Source organism: Ligilactobacillus salivarius, from assembly GCF_035231985.1.
GTDB classification, from domain to species: domain Bacteria; phylum Bacillota; class Bacilli; order Lactobacillales; family Lactobacillaceae; genus Ligilactobacillus; species Ligilactobacillus salivarius.
This window is the reverse complement of record NZ_CP117983.1, coordinates 1,696,631-1,712,246: the sequence shown is the minus strand read 5'-3', so window position 1 is coordinate 1,712,246 and position 15,616 is coordinate 1,696,631. Positions and strand designations below refer to the sequence as shown.

The window sequence follows — 15,616 nt, the reverse complement described above, 5'->3', positions numbered from 1 at the left end:
GTATATTAATTAATGATGATACAACATATGGTACCTTAATATTATTTTAAATACAAGATACCGAAAAATAATTCTTTATTTTTTAGATCAAGATGTGTATTATTATATAGGATAGTCTGGTTTATACCAGAACTTTATTGAAATGCTGCTGCGTGTAGCATATTTTTTTGCTCGCAATTATGGATATTATTTAGAAAAGAAAGGATGCTTCAATCATTTTGATTACATTATCGGGTATTATTGGCTCTGGCAAGTCAAGTTTAACAGAAATTTTAGCGAAAGAATTAGGGACTAAGGCATATTACGAACCAGTAAAGGATAACCCTGTATTACCAATTTTTTATAAGGGAAATGAAATTGCTGCTAAAAAGCGTGCTGAAGGGGATAAGGAAGCAACTAATCCATATGCTTACTTGTTACAAACATTCTTTTTAAATCGTCGTTTTGCGATGATAAAGAAAGCTATGCAAGATGATAACAACATTTTGGATCGTTCAATTTATGAAGATGAAATCTTTATGCGTATGAACACTGAAATGGGAAACGCAACTCAAGTAGAATATGATATCTATAAGAGTTTATTGCACAACATGATGGAAGAATTACCACTTGCTTCACATAAAAAATCACCTGACTTGATGATCACAATCAAAGTTTCATATGAAACAATGATTAAGAGAATTGAAAAACGTGGTCGTGATTATGAATTAATTGAAAAAGATCCTTCCTTGGTAGATTACTATCAAAGACTATTGAAGCATTACGATATCTGGATGAAGGAATATGATGCTTCACCACTTTTGATCATTGACGGTGATAAATACGACTTTATGGAAAGTAAGGAAGATCGTGTTCAAGTTCTAGAAACTGTAGAAAATAAATTGTTAGAGCTAGGTAATATTAGTGAAGAACAATTTGAACATTTAAGAAAGAAACATCAAGCATTTTTGAATTAAGAAAACTAGGAATCGGGCTTTAGGTCCGATTTTTTTTATATTATTAAAATCCATTAAATATTGATACATTTTTATTAAAATGTCGAATCTCTCTTTTAGTGACGACAAAAAAGTTTATAATATATATTGAAAACGTTTTTAAATAGTTTTGTGAGGTGATCTTTATGTTGAAGAAAAAAGCTATAATGATAGGTGCTGGTCTAGCAAATATGGCTGGTGCAGTTTATTTGATTCAAGAAGGAAATTGGAATGGTAAAGATATTACTTTCTATGCTTTAGATACACATGGTGCTAATGACGGATCTACTGCTTCTGAAGCTGCTGAAGAATATTGGAATAAAAATCATCCAATGGAAAATACAAAGGGATTTATTGCTCGTGGTGGACGTATGTTAAACTATCGTACATACGTTGATTTGATGGATTTATTGGACAGAATTCCTTCAGTTACAGAACCAGGCATGACGGCTGCTGAAGATACACGTGATTTTGATAGTAAACATCGTACCTATGATAAGGCTCGTTTGCTTCAAGGAGGCAAGGGAATCGTTGATGGTCACAAGCTTGGTTTAAATAACCTAGATAGAATATTACTTTCACGTTTAGTGATGATGCCTGATAATCAAGAAGAAAAATTAGATAATGTGACAATTGCAGAATATTTTGAAGATTCACCACATATTTTCCAAACTAATTTCTGGTACATGTGGGAAACAACTTTTGCATTTAGAACACAATCATCAGCTCAAGAATTAAGACGTTACATGCATCAGATGATTTATGAATTTACTCAAATTGAACATTTAGTAGGGGTAAATCGTACACGTTACAACCAATATGAAAGTATTATGTTACCACTAATTAAGTATCTTGAAGGACAAGGATGTAATTTTGTTATGAACAGACGAGTTACAGATTTTGAATTTAAAGATACACCAATGCAAGATGAAATTACTGTAACTGGTTTAGAAATGGAAAACATCGAACAAGGCACAGTAGAACACGTAACTGTAGATGATGAAACAGTTGTCTTCTTTACTAACGGATCTATCACAGATTCTGCAACTTTAGGTGATTTCAACACGCCAGCTCCTGAAAATATGGATTATGGGGCAGCTTCATCATTATGGAAGAAAGCATGCGAAAGATTTTATAACCTGGGAAATCCTGATAAATTCTTCAATGATAGAGATGCATCAGAATGGGTAAGTTTTACTTTAACAACTAAGAATCATATTTTATTAAATGAAATCACTAGAATTACAACACAAGTTCCAGGAAATGCTTTAAATTCATTCATTTCAACTGAACCTATTACACCATTAGGACATAAAGATGTTAATATGTCGATTGTTGTACATCATCAACCACACTTTACAACACAAAAAGCTAATGAATCTGTAATTTGGGGATACTTCTTATATCCACGTCGTCGAGGAGAATTTGTTGATAAACAATATATCAAGATGACAGGTAAAGAAATGTTGCAAGAATTGATAGGACAATTATCTAAAGTAGATCCTGGTCCACACAATATCATGGACTTAGAAGATGAAATTATGGACAGTGTTATCAATTGTATCCCAGTATACATGCCATATGCTTCAGCATTATTTAACAATCGTGCTAAGAGTGATCGTCCAGAAGTAATTCCAAAGCATTCTACAAACTTAGCATTTACTGGAGAATTTGTAGAACAACCATATCAAATGGTATTTACTGAACAAAGTGCAGTTCGTTCAGGTGAAGTTGCTGCATTCCATTTTGCAGGAGTGTCAGAGGCTAAACTAGTTAAGAATCCACGCTTTGATAAAGATCCAAGAGTATTGCTTAGAGCAACGAAGAGAATGTTTGAATAGAGATAAAGAAAGAGTGCTAGAGAATTGAAATTTTCTCAGCACTCTTTTTAAATATCATCTTCACTGATATGTTCTTTGACTTGTTTAAAAATCATAATAATATGTTTATCTGCTAAACTATATAAAATTCTTTGACCATCACGTCGACCAGATACAAGACCTGTTTGACGTAACAGTTTAAGTTGATGAGAGATAGCAGATTGTGAAACTCCAATTTTAGAAGTGATTTCTGAGACTGAAAGTTCACGTTCATATAATAGATACAAAATTTTGTAGCGAGTATAGTCTCCAAATGCTTTGAATATTTGGACACTACGTTGTGTTTCTTCTTCTGAAGGTAATTTTGCAAAATGTTCTTTCATATAGTTCACCAAAACTAATTCTACCATTACTAGCAAAAAAAGACACGCAAAAAAGTTATAAGCTGGATTGATAGGAAAATGAAAACGTGTTATACTCTAGATGTAAATATATGAGCATATATTCATATTTTAGAAAGTAGGTGTTTATTATGAGCTTAATAAAAAGAATGTCACCAGATGAGAAAAAAGAAAGTGGAGTAATTATACTTTGCTTAATGTTTTTGATTCTCACTCATTTTATACCGAAAAATATAACGATAGTTCTGTACATAGTAACTTATATTATTTCAGCTTATCCAATTTTAAAAGAAGCGATAGAAAATATACTTCATGGTAAGTGGTTTGACGAGAATTTTCTGATGTCGGTAGCTACAGTTGGAGCCTTAGCAATTGGACAATTCTCTGAAGCTATTGCAGTTATGTTATTTTATCGTGTAGGTGAAATATTTGAAGATTTAGCGATAGAAAATTCTAAAAAATCAATAACTAACTTACTAGATATTCGACCTGAATATGCTAATTTAGAATTGAATGGTAAATTACAGCAAGTTAAGCCAGAGTTATTAAACAAGGGTGACATAATCATTGTTAATCCAGGAGAGAAAATAGCGGTTGATGGAGTTGTTGAATCTGGAGAGGCATATTTAAATACTGCAGCTCTAACTGGTGAAACCAAACCCTTGTTAGTTACTAAGGATAGTCAGGTTTTAAGTGGAATGATTGTTGAAAATAGTGCCCTTAGGATAAGAGTAAGTAAAGAGTATAAAGATTCTACCGTAGTAAAGATTTTAGAATTAGTACAAAATGCTAGTGAAAAAAAGACAAAGACAGAGAATTTTATTACTAAATTTTCTCAGATATATACTCCAGTAATAGTAATATCTGCGATCATGTTAGCTAGCATCCCACCATTATTTTTAGGACAAGAATTCCAAGTATGGCTATATCGAGCTTTGATTTTTCTAGTTATTTCCTGCCCGTGTGCTTTAGTTATCTCAATACCATTAAGTTATTTTGGTGGAATTGGTGCAAGCTCTAGGGCTGGTATCTTAGTTAAAGGAAGCAATTACCTAGAGGCGCTTAGTCAAGCTAAAGCTGTTATTTTCGATAAGACAGGGACTTTAACTAGAGGTGAATTTTTTGTAACTCAAATTATACCTGCAAATGGAGTAAGCAAGAAAGAAATCGTAAAATTAGCTGCAATCGCTGAATCATCTTCTCCACACCCAATTGCCCGTTCGATTGTTAAAAATTACCCGGGAAATATTGCGCGAGTAAGCAATGTTGAAGAACTAGTAGGCCTAGGTGTTAGAGCTGAATATCAAGGTGATACTATTAGTGTAGGTAATATGAAGCTGATGAATAAGCTTCATATTGACGGAGTATCAACAATAGAAGATACTACAGGAACTGTCGTCTATGTAGCTCTAAATAATGAATATTTTGGTGCAATAGAAGTCTCAGATATGATAAAGACTGATGCTAAAGTAGCTATTCAAGGTCTTAAGAATGTAGGAATAGACAATGTTACCCTGCTTACAGGGGATAAAAAGATTGTTGGGGAAAGTGTAGCTGAAAAATTAGCTATCCCTAATGTAAAGACCGAATTATTACCACAAGATAAAGTAACAGAAGTTGAGAAAATCAAATCTGAGATAGGTGATAAAGGTAAAGTGATCTTTGTAGGTGATGGCTTAAATGATACTCCAGTTTTAGCTAGTGCCGATGTAGGCGTTGCAATGGGGGCATTAGGTTCAGATGCGGCAGTTGAAGTAGCAGATGTTGTTTTGATGAAAGATAATCCAACTGCTGTTACCAAAGCAATAAAAATTGCTAGAAAGACAAAGGTAATCGTATGGGAAAATATTATCTTTGCTTTAGTAGTAAAAGCAATTTTCCTTTTGATAGGTGCACTAGGAATAGCGACAATGTGGGAGGCTGTATTTGCTGATGTAGGGGTAACTTTCATAGCTATTTTAAATGCTTTACGTTTATTGAAGATAAAGGAAGAAAATGAAAAAATAAATAAGTATCCACACTCTAAAACAGAAAAGTATAAAGTAGAAGTTAATGAAGCATAAAAAAGCGTTGAGAGTTTTTCTCAACGCTTTTGATATATATATAACGACTAATAATTAGTCGATTAACTTGAATTGTTCAGCTTCGTCTAAGAATTCTTTATCACCAGCTGGAGCTTCGATAGAACCGAATGGCATTTGTGCACGTAATGTCCATTCTGCTGGAAGATCAAATTCTTTCTTGATATCAGCATCAATTAGTGGGTTATAGTGTTGTAAGCTAGCACCAATACCTTGTTCTGCTAAAGCAGTCCATACAGCTTGTTGAGCACCACCAATACCTTGTTCTGCCCATGTTGCGAAGTTATCAGCATATAATGGGAATGCTTCTTCTAATTCATGAACTTTAGGTGTGTTTGTAAAGTAAAGGATTGTACCAAAACCTGCACGGAAGCTAGCGATTTTTACCTGAGTATTCTTGAATGCTTCGTCATCGTCAACAACTTTACGTAAGTTAGCTTCAACGATGTCCCATACTTTATTTGATTTTTCACCAAATAATACAACAGCTCTTACTGTTTGGCTGTGGAAAGCTGTAGGAGATTGTTGAATAGTTGTTTTTACTAAGTTAAAGATGTCATTTTTATCAGCAGTAACATTTTCACCAATAGCGTAAATTGAGCGACGTTTTTTTTGTAATTCGTTAAATTTTGATTCCATTATTAATTACCTCTTTTTCAATTATGTTGTATTCAATAAGTACATATATAATATAACAGATTACAAAAAGTAAGTAAAGAGAGAATGCTAATTTTTTGTAATTAAAATTATTGATTTATTTTTTGTAAATCTTAAAAATTTATTCAATAAAAGTTCACAAAATCTTCAAAAATAAAAAGTAATATAAGTGAGTACTCAGTTTAGAGTATGTTTTTTGAAAGCATAGTTCCCAGCTGATGAACTGGGAATAACCCTTAAATATATTTCCTTTTTCTCCGCAGTTTCCCTAGCTGTGGAGTTTTTTTATGCTTTAAATAATCTAAAAAGTATTGTAAAATTTATTTAGAATATGTGTTCGGAGGGTTAAAATGGCAAGAAAAAAGAAAAATAAATCAAATAAATTTATGAGATGGTTAGCTACCGTTGCTGTAGGGGTTGCTTTAGCAGCAGTAGGGGTTAATACAAATCATATTAGTACACCATTTAATAATGAGGTTGCAAGTAGTAGTACATATAACAAAAAGGATTACACTCCTACTGAGGAACAAGCAAGTGTAGTATTAACAGATAATGTACGCCAACAATTAGGTGGTAATTTAAGCTTTAATGGGGCAGGAGCTTTCATTGTAAATAATAATAAGACTAACTTAAATACAAAAGTTTCTAGTGCACCATATGCTGTTAATGAGGTTGATTCATTGAATCGACCAACTGTTGCGAATGCTTGGCTAAATAGAACTAGTCGTCAATATAAAAATCGCCAAGCTACAGGAAATGGACGTACAAGTTGGAAGCCACAAGGATTTAGGCAGGTACAAAATTTGCCTGGTAGATTCAAGCATGCTTATGATAGAGGACATTTATTAGCATATGCGCTTGTGGGAAATGTTAGAGGGTTTGATGCTTCTGAATCTAATGAAAAGAATATAGCTACTCAAACTGCATGGGCTAATGAATCAGCTTCTAAAGACTCTACTGGACAAAATTACTACGAAGGATTGGTAAGAAAAGCTTTAGATAGAAACAAGCAGGTTCGTTATCGTGTGACAGATGTCTATGATGGTAATAATCTAGTGCCAGCAGGAGCACATTTGGAAGCTAAATCATCAGATGGTTCGCTAGAATTTAATGTATTTGTGCCTAATGTACAAACTAACATAAATATTAATTATGCTACAGGACAAGCTACTAGAAAATAAAAAAATGGTAAATCGATTTTTGATTTACCATTTTTATTTTTTGAAAAATTTAAATTAATTAACACCTGAAATAACAAAAAATTTAATAATAGAAATAAAGACCAAAAATAATTGTAGAATAAAGTCTATTTTATTGAAAATATTTTTGTCTGAAGTTGATTCATAAAAATGAAAATGGAACATCAACATAACCAATGAAGCAAACGCCAGGCCACCTAAATGGATTAGGTTGGAATCGATAATTGTCCAAATAAACAACAAAATTGTAACTACAAAGACAACGATTTTTGGAGTAGTAGTTGGATAATAAGAATTTTTCATGATAAATCAACCTCCCTGAATATAAGCTCCAACCATAGTATAACACGCTTTCAGTAAGAAAATTAAATGAGAGCTGTTATATTGGAGTTAAAAAAACCGAAAAATGTGTTGACAAATAATTACAGTATGATTAGAATACAAAGCATAGAGATTAAATATAAAAGAACGCAATGAGAAAGAAGAGTAATTTGTTTGCCCTTTAAGCGAGCTTCGTTTGGTGAGAGGAAGTAAGACAGTAAGCAGATGAAAATCACTTTCGAGTGTTGTACCGAAATCCTAGTGAGAGTAAGGTGCATTGGGAACACCCATTACAGTGTTAGCGTATCGCCTAGACGTAGGCCGTACGTGAAAGGTAGCTGCAGCGATGTAGCTATAAATGCAGGGTGGTACCACGCGATAGGCGTCCTTGAATCGAGTAGTCGATTTAGGGGCGTCTATTTTTTTATTGCGTGCAAACTGAGAGTAACCAATCCGGAAGGTGCTTAATTAGTTGCTATATTTTTTCTAATAAATGAGAATTTGATGAGGGTATGATTTTATGGAGAAATTAGTAGAAAGAAAATTAACTAAAAAAGATTATTTTGTCGTTAGTTCGTTGCTATTTGCATTATTTTTCGGAGCTGGGAACTTAATTTTCCCACTACATTTAGGACAATTGGCAGGTCATAATTGGTTTCCTGCTACACTAGGATTTTTAGTAACAGGTGTTTTGTTACCATTGCTATCAGTTCTAGCTATCGCAATCACACGTTCTAAAGGTGTTTATGATGTAGGTTTACCACTAGGCCCAACTTTTGCTTTAGTATTTATGGTATTAATTCATGCTACAATCGGACCATTATTTGGTACTCCAAGAACAGCTACTGTTTCATTTACGGTTGGTTTGGCACCATTAGTTCCACAACAATATCAACAAGTAGCATTATTTGGTTTCTCTGCATTATTCTTTTTAGCAGCATTTTTATTATCATATAAAGAAAATAACATCGCATCTAATGTAGGTAAGGTTTTAAATCCAGTATTTTTGGTATTATTATTCTTAGTATTCTTGGTATCATTCTTAAAACCAATGGGTAGTGTTTCTCAAGCAGCACCTACTGCACAATATCTACATGGTGCATTTACTAATGGATTTTTAGAAGGTTATAACACAATGGATGCTTTGGCAGGTTTAGCTTTTGGTGTTACTGTTGTTACAGCCGTTCGTGCAATGGGTAAAAAACGTGAAAAGAGTGTTGCTGCCGTTACTGCTAAAGCTGGTTTCTTCTCAATGAGTGCAGTTGCAGTAATCTACTTACTTCTAATTGTTGTAGGCGCAATGTCATTAGGTAGATTTAAATTATCCGCTGATGGTGGTGTAGCATTTTCTCAAATCGTTAATGCTTATGCAGGTACATTTGGTCAAGCTGTATTGGCTACATTGATCACAGTTACATGTTTAACAACAGCGGTAGGTTTGGTTGCAGCTTTTGCTCAAGATTTCCATGCACATTTTCCAAAGGTTAGTTATCACACATGGTTGGCATTATCATGCTTAGCATCATTCTTAACAGCTAACTTTGGATTAGAACAAATCATCGCTTGGTCAACTCCAATGTTAATGTTCTTATATCCATTATCAATGGTATTGATCTTATTATCTGTATTTTCACCTTTATTCAAGCGTGATGGTGCAGTATACTTCATGGTAGTTCTATTTACTGTAGTTCCAGCATTCTTTGATATGGTAGTTGCATTCCCAGCAGTTGTTAGTCAAAGCGCATTTGGTAAAGCAGTTGTAGCATTTAGATTGCATTACTTACCATTAGCTAGCATCGGATTATCATGGGTAGTTCCAGCATTAGTTGGATTAGTATTAGGATTAGGAGTTTACTTCTATAAGAAAGCTAGAGTATCTGTAGGAGTAACTGAAAAAGAATAGGTTATAAATGTTAAAATATCGAAGTGCGTGTAGTGTATGCTATACGCACTTTTTACGTTGTCTAGAATTATATTGGGAATTTTGTTATTATTTTATATAAAAGATATTTGGTTTTATTTGAATTTGTTTAGATGAGGTGGCAAATAGTGAGTTATATATTACAAAAGAAAATTGCTAATACTTTTCGTGAACAGATAATGAAAAAAGGTTTTAATCATGTTTCAGTAAGTTCCTTAATGAGAATATTAGATATCAGACGTCAAACTTTTTACGATAGCTTTCAAGACAAATATGATTTGTTAGAGTGGCAATTAAATGACATTTTAGAAGAAACGATTGATAATAATATTGACTACCTTCATTGGAAGGAAATCTTAAAGTTGTTCATTTACGAAATAGATGCTCATAAACGCTACTACTATGAATGCTTGACGGTACAAACCGAGATTAATGTAGCAGATATTTTTGCGACACATTTGGTAGTATTATTAGCTCATGTGCTAGAAAGACAGGAACTTATCTCAAATAAAAAAGCACAGGATAATATGTGGATCCTATGCTTAGGTATATCTACAACTATAATTCATAATGTTACGACACCCAATCCAGTAGATTATGAGTTAATTGTAAAACAAGCAATTAATGCAATTGAATATTCTTTTGAGAGTTAATTACCAAGCTGGAACATTAACGGGAGCTTGTAAGGCATGAAGCCAATCAGCATCTTCAACTTTTAATAATGATAGAGAAATCCCGTTAATTCCATAAGATGAAAGAAAAGTCCCGACCTTATCGAATGCAATATTGATATTATCTAAAGACAATAAAGAACAAACATCATTATTAAAAATCAAATTTTCAATAGGTGTAGTCCCACCTAGAGAATTGATTAGAACAACAAATGTATCATCTTTATACCATTGGAAATTTAAGCGCAATTTGGCTATCAACTCTCTAGCAAGTAATTCAGAAGACTTAAATTCTTCTTTGCGATAGCCGGGTTCACCATGGATACCAATTCCGTAATATATCTCATTATCTTTTAGGTTAAAATTATCTCCAGAAAAAGCCACACCAATAGTTTTTAGTTTCTCTGTTAAATGTTGGCCAACCATTTCAAGAGTATCAATATTAGCTCCTTTTTGGGCATAGTAGCCGAGAATTTTATGAATTAGGACAGTTCCAGCTACGCCACGCCGTCTTTTTTCAAAAGATGAATCTACCGAAATATCATCTCTAACAATAACCATTCCAATTTGCCAATCTTCATCTTCTAAAGTTACTTTAGCTTGAGTGAAAGCAGCAACATCTTTGGGAAAGTTTTTAACAATATAAAAAGCTTTTTTAAGTTTAGTTGTTTTTTTAGTAACTGTAATTATTTCTTCTGGAGTAGGTGGTTCAAATAATTCTCCAGTAATTGAAGCGCTTAGCATTCCAGGTCCAACAAATCCCCAGTGAGCAGGATCATGACCAGCACCACCACCTGAAACTAAAGGAATATGTTCATCATTAAAATTTCTATCTATAAATCCAAATATCCCTGAGACTTGCTTGAGAGCGGGGTAAGCAAGCTTGATGCCTTGGATTGTATTTTCTAAAGAAATATCATGTGTGTTTGTTAATCTCATATTATCACTTCCATACTATTAGTATAATAATACCTTATAGGATGAAGTAACGGACAGATTTAAGATATTGTCCACTATAATTGAAAACGGTTATATTATACAATCAAGTTGTAAATAATCATAGTTCGACATGGAGGTATAGTCATGAAGAAAATTATCAATAATCCAGCAGATGTTGTTCCAGAAATGGTTAACGGAATGGTTCGTTTATATCCACAATATATTGAAAAGATTGATGGTACTGAAGTAATGGTGCGTAGTGACAAAGAATCTATGCAAGGTAAAGTAGGTATTGTCAGTGGTGGTGGTAGTGGACATGAACCATCACATGCAGGATTCGTAGGTAAAGGTATGTTAAGTGCAGCAGTTGCAGGACAAGTATTTACCTCTCCAACACCTGATCAAATATACGAAGCAATCAAGGCTGTTGATAGTGGCAAAGGTGTATTTTTAGTTATTAAAAATTATTCTGGTGATGTAATGAACTTTGATATGGCAAAAGATATGGCAGAAATGGATGATATTGAAGTTAAATCAATCATTGTCAATGATGATATTGCCGTAGAAAATAGTTTGTATACACAAGGTCGCCGTGGTGTAGCCGGAACCGTATTAATGCATAAAATCTTAGGTGCGGCAGCAGATCAAGGTGCAAGTTTAGATGAAATAGAAGAACTAGCTAAGAAAGTATTACCTAATTTAAAGACTATTGGTGTAGCTTTATCAGCTGCAACAGTTCCAGAAGTTGGTAAACCAGGATTTGAACTAGCCGAAGATGAAATTGAATATGGGGTAGGAATTCATAGTGAACCTGGCTATAGAAGAGAAAAGATTAAGCCATCTAAAGAATTAGTAGCAGAATTAATTAAAAAACTTGATGAAGAACTTCATTTGAATAAGGATAAAAAATATGCTGTTTTAATTAATGGTATGGGTGCAACTCCATTAATGGAACAATATATATTTGGCAACGATGTGCTAGATGCATTGGAAGCAAAAGGTGTTAAACCAGTATTTACGAAAGCTGGAAATTATATGACATCAATTGAAATGGCTGGTATTTCCTTAACAATATTTGAATTAGCTGAAGATAAGTGGTTAGATTATTTGAATTATCCAGTAGAAACAATTGCATGGTAAAAAGCTTAGGTAGGGAAGGAAGATTGAAATGTCAGTAACTAAAGAAAACTTAGAAAAATGGTTAGAAATATTTGGTGATTTAATTGAAACTAACAAGGCATATCTTAGTGATTTAGATACACCAATTGGAGATGGAGATCATGGTAATAACATGGCTCGTGGTATGGCTGCAGTTAAAGAAACTTTAGCAAGTAAGCAACCAGAAGATATTGTTGGAGTATTTAAGGTTACAGCGATGTCCTTGATTAGTAAAGTTGGTGGTGCTTCTGGTCCTTTATATGGAACTGCATTTTTAGAAATGGCCAAAGCTAGTGCTAAAACAGATGATTTAGCAGAATTAATGGAATTAGCTTTAGCTGGAATTAAGAAACGTGGTGGAGCCGAAGCTGGAGATAAGACAATGGTGGATGTTTGGACAGCATTAGTACCAAAATTAAAAGATAATAGTCTAACTCAAGCAGATATTGACGCAGCAGTTGAATCTACAAAGGATATGGTTGCCAAGAAAGGTCGTGCTTCTTACTTAGGTGAACGTTCAGTTGGACATTTAGATCCAGGTGCTGTATCAAGTGGTTATCTATTTACGGCCCTTTTAGAAGCGGGGGTTATGTAATGAGTTTTGGAATTACAATTGTTTCTCACGTTTATGAAGTTGCTAATGGATTGCCAAGATTGTTGACTCAGGTAGCTAAGGATGTTCCTATTACAACAGCTGGTGGAACTGAAGATAATGATGTTGGGACAAGTATGGAAAAAATCATGAATGCTTTTGAAGAAAATGATGCTGATGAAATTTTGGCTTTCTATGATTTAGGAAGTGCAAAAATGAACTTAGAGATGGCGATCGAAATGACAGATAAAAAAGTTCATCTCTATGATGTTGCTTTAATCGAAGGAGCATATACAGCAGCAACACTTCTTGAAGCTGGAGTAGATTTACAGGAAGTAGAAAAGCAATTAGAACCACTAAAAATTAAATAGAGGTGAGTACTATGAACGGATTTATTGGTGAATTTCTTGGTACGATGATTTTAATCGTTCTGGGTGTAGGAACCGGTGCTGGCATAAACCTTAAAACTTCTTATGCACGTAATGCTGGCTGGCTATTTGTAACATTAGCATGGGGGATGGCTGTAACATTTGGTGTTTATGTAGCCGGTAGCTTTGGGTCACAAGGGCATTTGAACCCAGCAGTAACAATTGGATTTGCTCTGTTTGGTTTCTTTCCTTGGAGTCAAGTTTTACCTTATTTATTAGGACAATTTTTAGGAGCTTTTGTTGGTGCAGTTTTAGTAATTATCCAATATGGAGCACAATTCAAGAATGCTAAGAATACTAGCGATGGTAATGTAGTTGGAATTTTCGCAACTGGTCCAGCTATTGACAATGGTTTATATAATTTCTTGAGTGAAACAATCGCAACTTTTGTATTTATCTTTACATTATTAAATCTTGGTGACTTTACAAAAGGATTGAAGCCATTAATCGTTGGTTTATTGATCATGGTAGTTGGTCAAGCTTTAGGTGGAACAACAGGTTTCGCTTTGAATCCAGCTCGTGACTGGGCTCCAAGATTTGCTTATTCAGTATTACCAGTACCTAATAAGAGTAATGCAAATTGGGGTTATGCGTGGGTGCCAATGTTAGGACCAATTGTTGGAGGAATCTTAGCTGCTGGCTTACAATATTTATTAGTATAAAATTTTATTTGTTGTAAATATTAAAAATCTCAGTAGATAGTTCTATTGAGATTTTTTGTTTGCTTAATTCGTACAAATTTTTTATATTTTATGCTAGAATTAACTTATAGATAACACAAGGAAGGGATGATAGATAGTTTGGAGATAATAATTTTATTATTCGAATTGGTATTTTTTGCTGTTATCAGCATTATAATTGCTGAGATGTTTGCTAAAGTATCAATGAATTACGTTAGTTTAATTATGGGAGCGGTTTTAGGATTACTTCCTGTAACGACTTATGACATCCGTTCATTTAATCCAGAAGTTTTTATGCTTTTAATCGTAGCACCGCTATTATTCTTTGAAGGGCAAGCTACTTTCCTTAATGTAGTTGGTAAAAGGGTAAAACAAATTTTCCAAGTTACAGTTATCATGGTCTTACTTTGTGCAATCGTAGCCGGATTTAGTAGCTATGCAATTGGTAAGATTGGCTTGCCATTGGCTTTTATCTTAGCTGCAATCAGTACACCAACTGATGCAACAGCCACTCAATCAGTAACTGAAGGACTAAAAATTCCACGTCGCGAAGGATTCTTTTTAAAAATGGAATCATTATTTAATGATGCTTCAGGAATTATTTTATTAAACATGGCTGTTTTATGGTATATCAATGGAAGAATAAACTATCGTGAAACATTGACAGATTTTATTTTATCTGCTGGTGGTGGGATTGTAATTGGTTTTATAATCGCATGGATTATTGTTTTATTCAGGCAAGCACTCCTTAGAAGTTCGTATAATTCTGTAAATGCACAGGTGATTATTTATTTAATGACACCATTTATTATCTATTATCTGGCGGAAGAATTTCATGTTTCTGGGATTATTGCAGTAGTTTGTGCAGGATTGGTGCATAATGCTGAAACTCAACGTAGTCGATTAGCGAATGCTCAAATGGTGTATATGGGTACAAATTTAGTTTCAATCATTACGGAACTTTTCAATAGCATAGTTTTTGTAATTTTAGGAATGATGTTGGTTAATATCATAAAAGATGAGAGTATCACTTATAATTCGTGGATCTGGATAACTTTAGGTGCAATTTTGTACTTATCCAATGTAATTGTACGGTATATATATGGCAGAATTAAATTTAAAATGGATAATCGTGCAGGTTGGATCTTTTCTTTAGGTGGTGTGCATGGAGCTGTAACGTTATCCCTAGCATTTACAGTGGCTAAGACTAGTGTTAATAGCCAAGATTTTAGTCTAGTAGTGATGTCTGAAAGTGTACTGATTATTTTAAGTATGATAGTTCCTACTGTTATTTTTAGGTTCATTTTAGATAAAGATGTGTCTGATGAAGATGGTGAAAAGGAATTAGATGAATTAAGAGAAGAAATGATTCAACAAGCAATCGCCACTGTGCAGAAAATGTACTTAGCGAAAAATGTAAAACAATCTGTAATTTTTGATTTGAAGTCTCAAAATCAAAATACAAGAACAGGGGATTTTGTCAAAGAATGGCGTAATGCAGTACGTCATCCACAATATACAGAAGCGGAAAAAGAAATGGAAAGACGTGCATTTATTAATGCATTCTATCAAGAACGACAATATTTAGATATGATTTCTCAAAAAGAAGCACGGTATGAAAAATATGTGTATCACTTATATAGTGAAATTCTTTTAGCTGAGTCGATAGTTCTCAATTCGGAATTTATTGAAGAATAGGGTTACTTTAATAAAATTGTGAGTTAGACTAAATATTAGATAATGTCTAAATTTGTCAAAGTAGCGTGAAAGGATG

At 33.6% G+C, this 15,616-nt stretch carries 15 protein-coding genes and 1 other annotated feature; of the genes, 11 read left to right on the top strand and 4 right to left on the bottom strand.

Going from position 1 to position 15,616, the window contains the following annotated elements:
• Positions 1–218: 218 nt before the first annotated feature.
• Together PTA89_RS08375 and PTA89_RS08370 are read left to right on the top strand one after the other, a co-directional pair.
• Positions 219–956: a deoxynucleoside kinase gene (locus PTA89_RS08375; RefSeq protein WP_003701006.1), complete on the top strand. Its 738-nt coding sequence runs from the start codon at positions 219–221 to the stop codon at positions 954–956.
• A 164-nt stretch (positions 957–1,120) separates the two neighbouring features.
• Entirely contained in the window at positions 1,121–2,815 is a 1,695-nt protein-coding gene (locus PTA89_RS08370; protein ID WP_003709386.1) for an oleate hydratase, read from the top strand.
• Between the two features lie 47 nt (positions 2,816–2,862).
• Here PTA89_RS08370 and PTA89_RS08365 read toward each other — a convergent pair whose 3' ends face one another.
• Positions 2,863–3,204, bottom strand: coding sequence for an ArsR/SmtB family transcription factor (locus PTA89_RS08365; RefSeq protein WP_044005624.1), 342 nt, complete (start codon positions 3,202–3,204; stop codon positions 2,863–2,865).
• A gap of 122 nt (positions 3,205–3,326) precedes the next feature.
• On the opposite strand from PTA89_RS08365, the gene PTA89_RS08360 reads away from it, so the two are divergent.
• On the top strand, positions 3,327–5,258 hold the full coding sequence (locus PTA89_RS08360) for a heavy metal translocating P-type ATPase (RefSeq protein ID WP_099459604.1): 1,932 nt from the start codon (positions 3,327–3,329) through the stop codon (positions 5,256–5,258).
• Positions 5,259–5,312: 54 nt separating this feature from the next.
• On the opposite strand, the gene PTA89_RS08355 is transcribed toward PTA89_RS08360, so the two are convergent.
• Positions 5,313–5,915, bottom strand: coding sequence for a nitroreductase family protein (locus tag PTA89_RS08355; RefSeq protein ID WP_324177210.1), 603 nt, complete (start codon positions 5,913–5,915; stop codon positions 5,313–5,315).
• 368 nt (positions 5,916–6,283) lie between these two features.
• On the opposite strand from PTA89_RS08355, the gene PTA89_RS08350 reads away from it, so the two are divergent.
• On the top strand, positions 6,284–7,114 hold the full coding sequence (locus PTA89_RS08350) for a DNA/RNA non-specific endonuclease (protein WP_003709392.1): 831 nt from the start codon (positions 6,284–6,286) through the stop codon (positions 7,112–7,114).
• A 54-nt stretch (positions 7,115–7,168) separates the two neighbouring features.
• On the opposite strand, the gene PTA89_RS08345 is transcribed toward PTA89_RS08350, so the two are convergent.
• Positions 7,169–7,435, bottom strand: a complete 267-nt coding sequence (locus tag PTA89_RS08345) for a hypothetical protein (RefSeq protein ID WP_003701014.1) — start codon at positions 7,433–7,435, stop codon at positions 7,169–7,171.
• 161 nt (positions 7,436–7,596) lie between these two features.
• Positions 7,597–7,846 (top strand) — a binding site (T-box leader).
• A 127-nt stretch (positions 7,847–7,973) separates the two neighbouring features.
• Here PTA89_RS08345 and brnQ point away from each other — a divergent pair.
• Both brnQ and dhaS read left to right on the top strand, forming a co-directional pair.
• Complete coding sequence (gene brnQ / locus PTA89_RS08340) at positions 7,974–9,356, top strand: branched-chain amino acid transport system II carrier protein (protein WP_324177209.1); 1,383 nt, start codon at positions 7,974–7,976, stop codon at positions 9,354–9,356.
• A 146-nt stretch (positions 9,357–9,502) separates the two neighbouring features.
• Complete coding sequence (gene dhaS, locus PTA89_RS08335; protein WP_003709398.1) at positions 9,503–10,027, top strand: dihydroxyacetone kinase transcriptional activator DhaS; 525 nt, start codon at positions 9,503–9,505, stop codon at positions 10,025–10,027.
• Here the strand turns inward: dhaS and dhaQ are convergent, their stop codons facing one another.
• A complete protein-coding gene (gene dhaQ, locus PTA89_RS08330; RefSeq protein ID WP_268857412.1) occupies positions 10,028–10,984 on the bottom strand; it encodes a DhaKLM operon coactivator DhaQ in 957 nt (318 codons plus the stop codon). It lies immediately after the preceding gene.
• A 144-nt stretch (positions 10,985–11,128) separates the two neighbouring features.
• Between dhaQ and dhaK the strand changes: the two genes are divergently transcribed.
• The 5 genes from dhaK to PTA89_RS08305 all read left to right on the top strand — a co-directional run bounded on the left by dhaK (position 11,129) and on the right by PTA89_RS08305 (position 15,540).
• Positions 11,129–12,124: a dihydroxyacetone kinase subunit DhaK gene (dhaK, locus tag PTA89_RS08325; protein WP_099459600.1), complete on the top strand. Its 996-nt coding sequence runs from the start codon at positions 11,129–11,131 to the stop codon at positions 12,122–12,124.
• A 28-nt stretch (positions 12,125–12,152) separates the two neighbouring features.
• Positions 12,153–12,737 carry a dihydroxyacetone kinase subunit DhaL gene (dhaL, locus tag PTA89_RS08320; RefSeq protein WP_178847425.1) on the top strand — a complete coding sequence of 195 codons (585 nt, stop codon included), beginning with the start codon at positions 12,153–12,155 and terminating at the stop codon, positions 12,735–12,737.
• Positions 12,737–13,105, top strand: a complete 369-nt coding sequence (gene dhaM / locus PTA89_RS08315) for a dihydroxyacetone kinase phosphoryl donor subunit DhaM (protein WP_003701022.1) — start codon at positions 12,737–12,739, stop codon at positions 13,103–13,105. Before dhaL ends, dhaM begins: the two co-directional genes overlap by 1 nt.
• An 11-nt stretch (positions 13,106–13,116) precedes the next feature.
• Positions 13,117–13,824 carry an MIP/aquaporin family protein gene (locus tag PTA89_RS08310; protein ID WP_003705541.1) on the top strand — a complete coding sequence of 236 codons (708 nt, stop codon included), beginning with the start codon at positions 13,117–13,119 and terminating at the stop codon, positions 13,822–13,824.
• A 126-nt stretch (positions 13,825–13,950) separates the two neighbouring features.
• On the top strand, positions 13,951–15,540 hold the full coding sequence (locus PTA89_RS08305; RefSeq protein WP_324177208.1) for a cation:proton antiporter: 1,590 nt from the start codon (positions 13,951–13,953) through the stop codon (positions 15,538–15,540).
• Positions 15,541–15,616 lie beyond the last annotated feature (76 nt).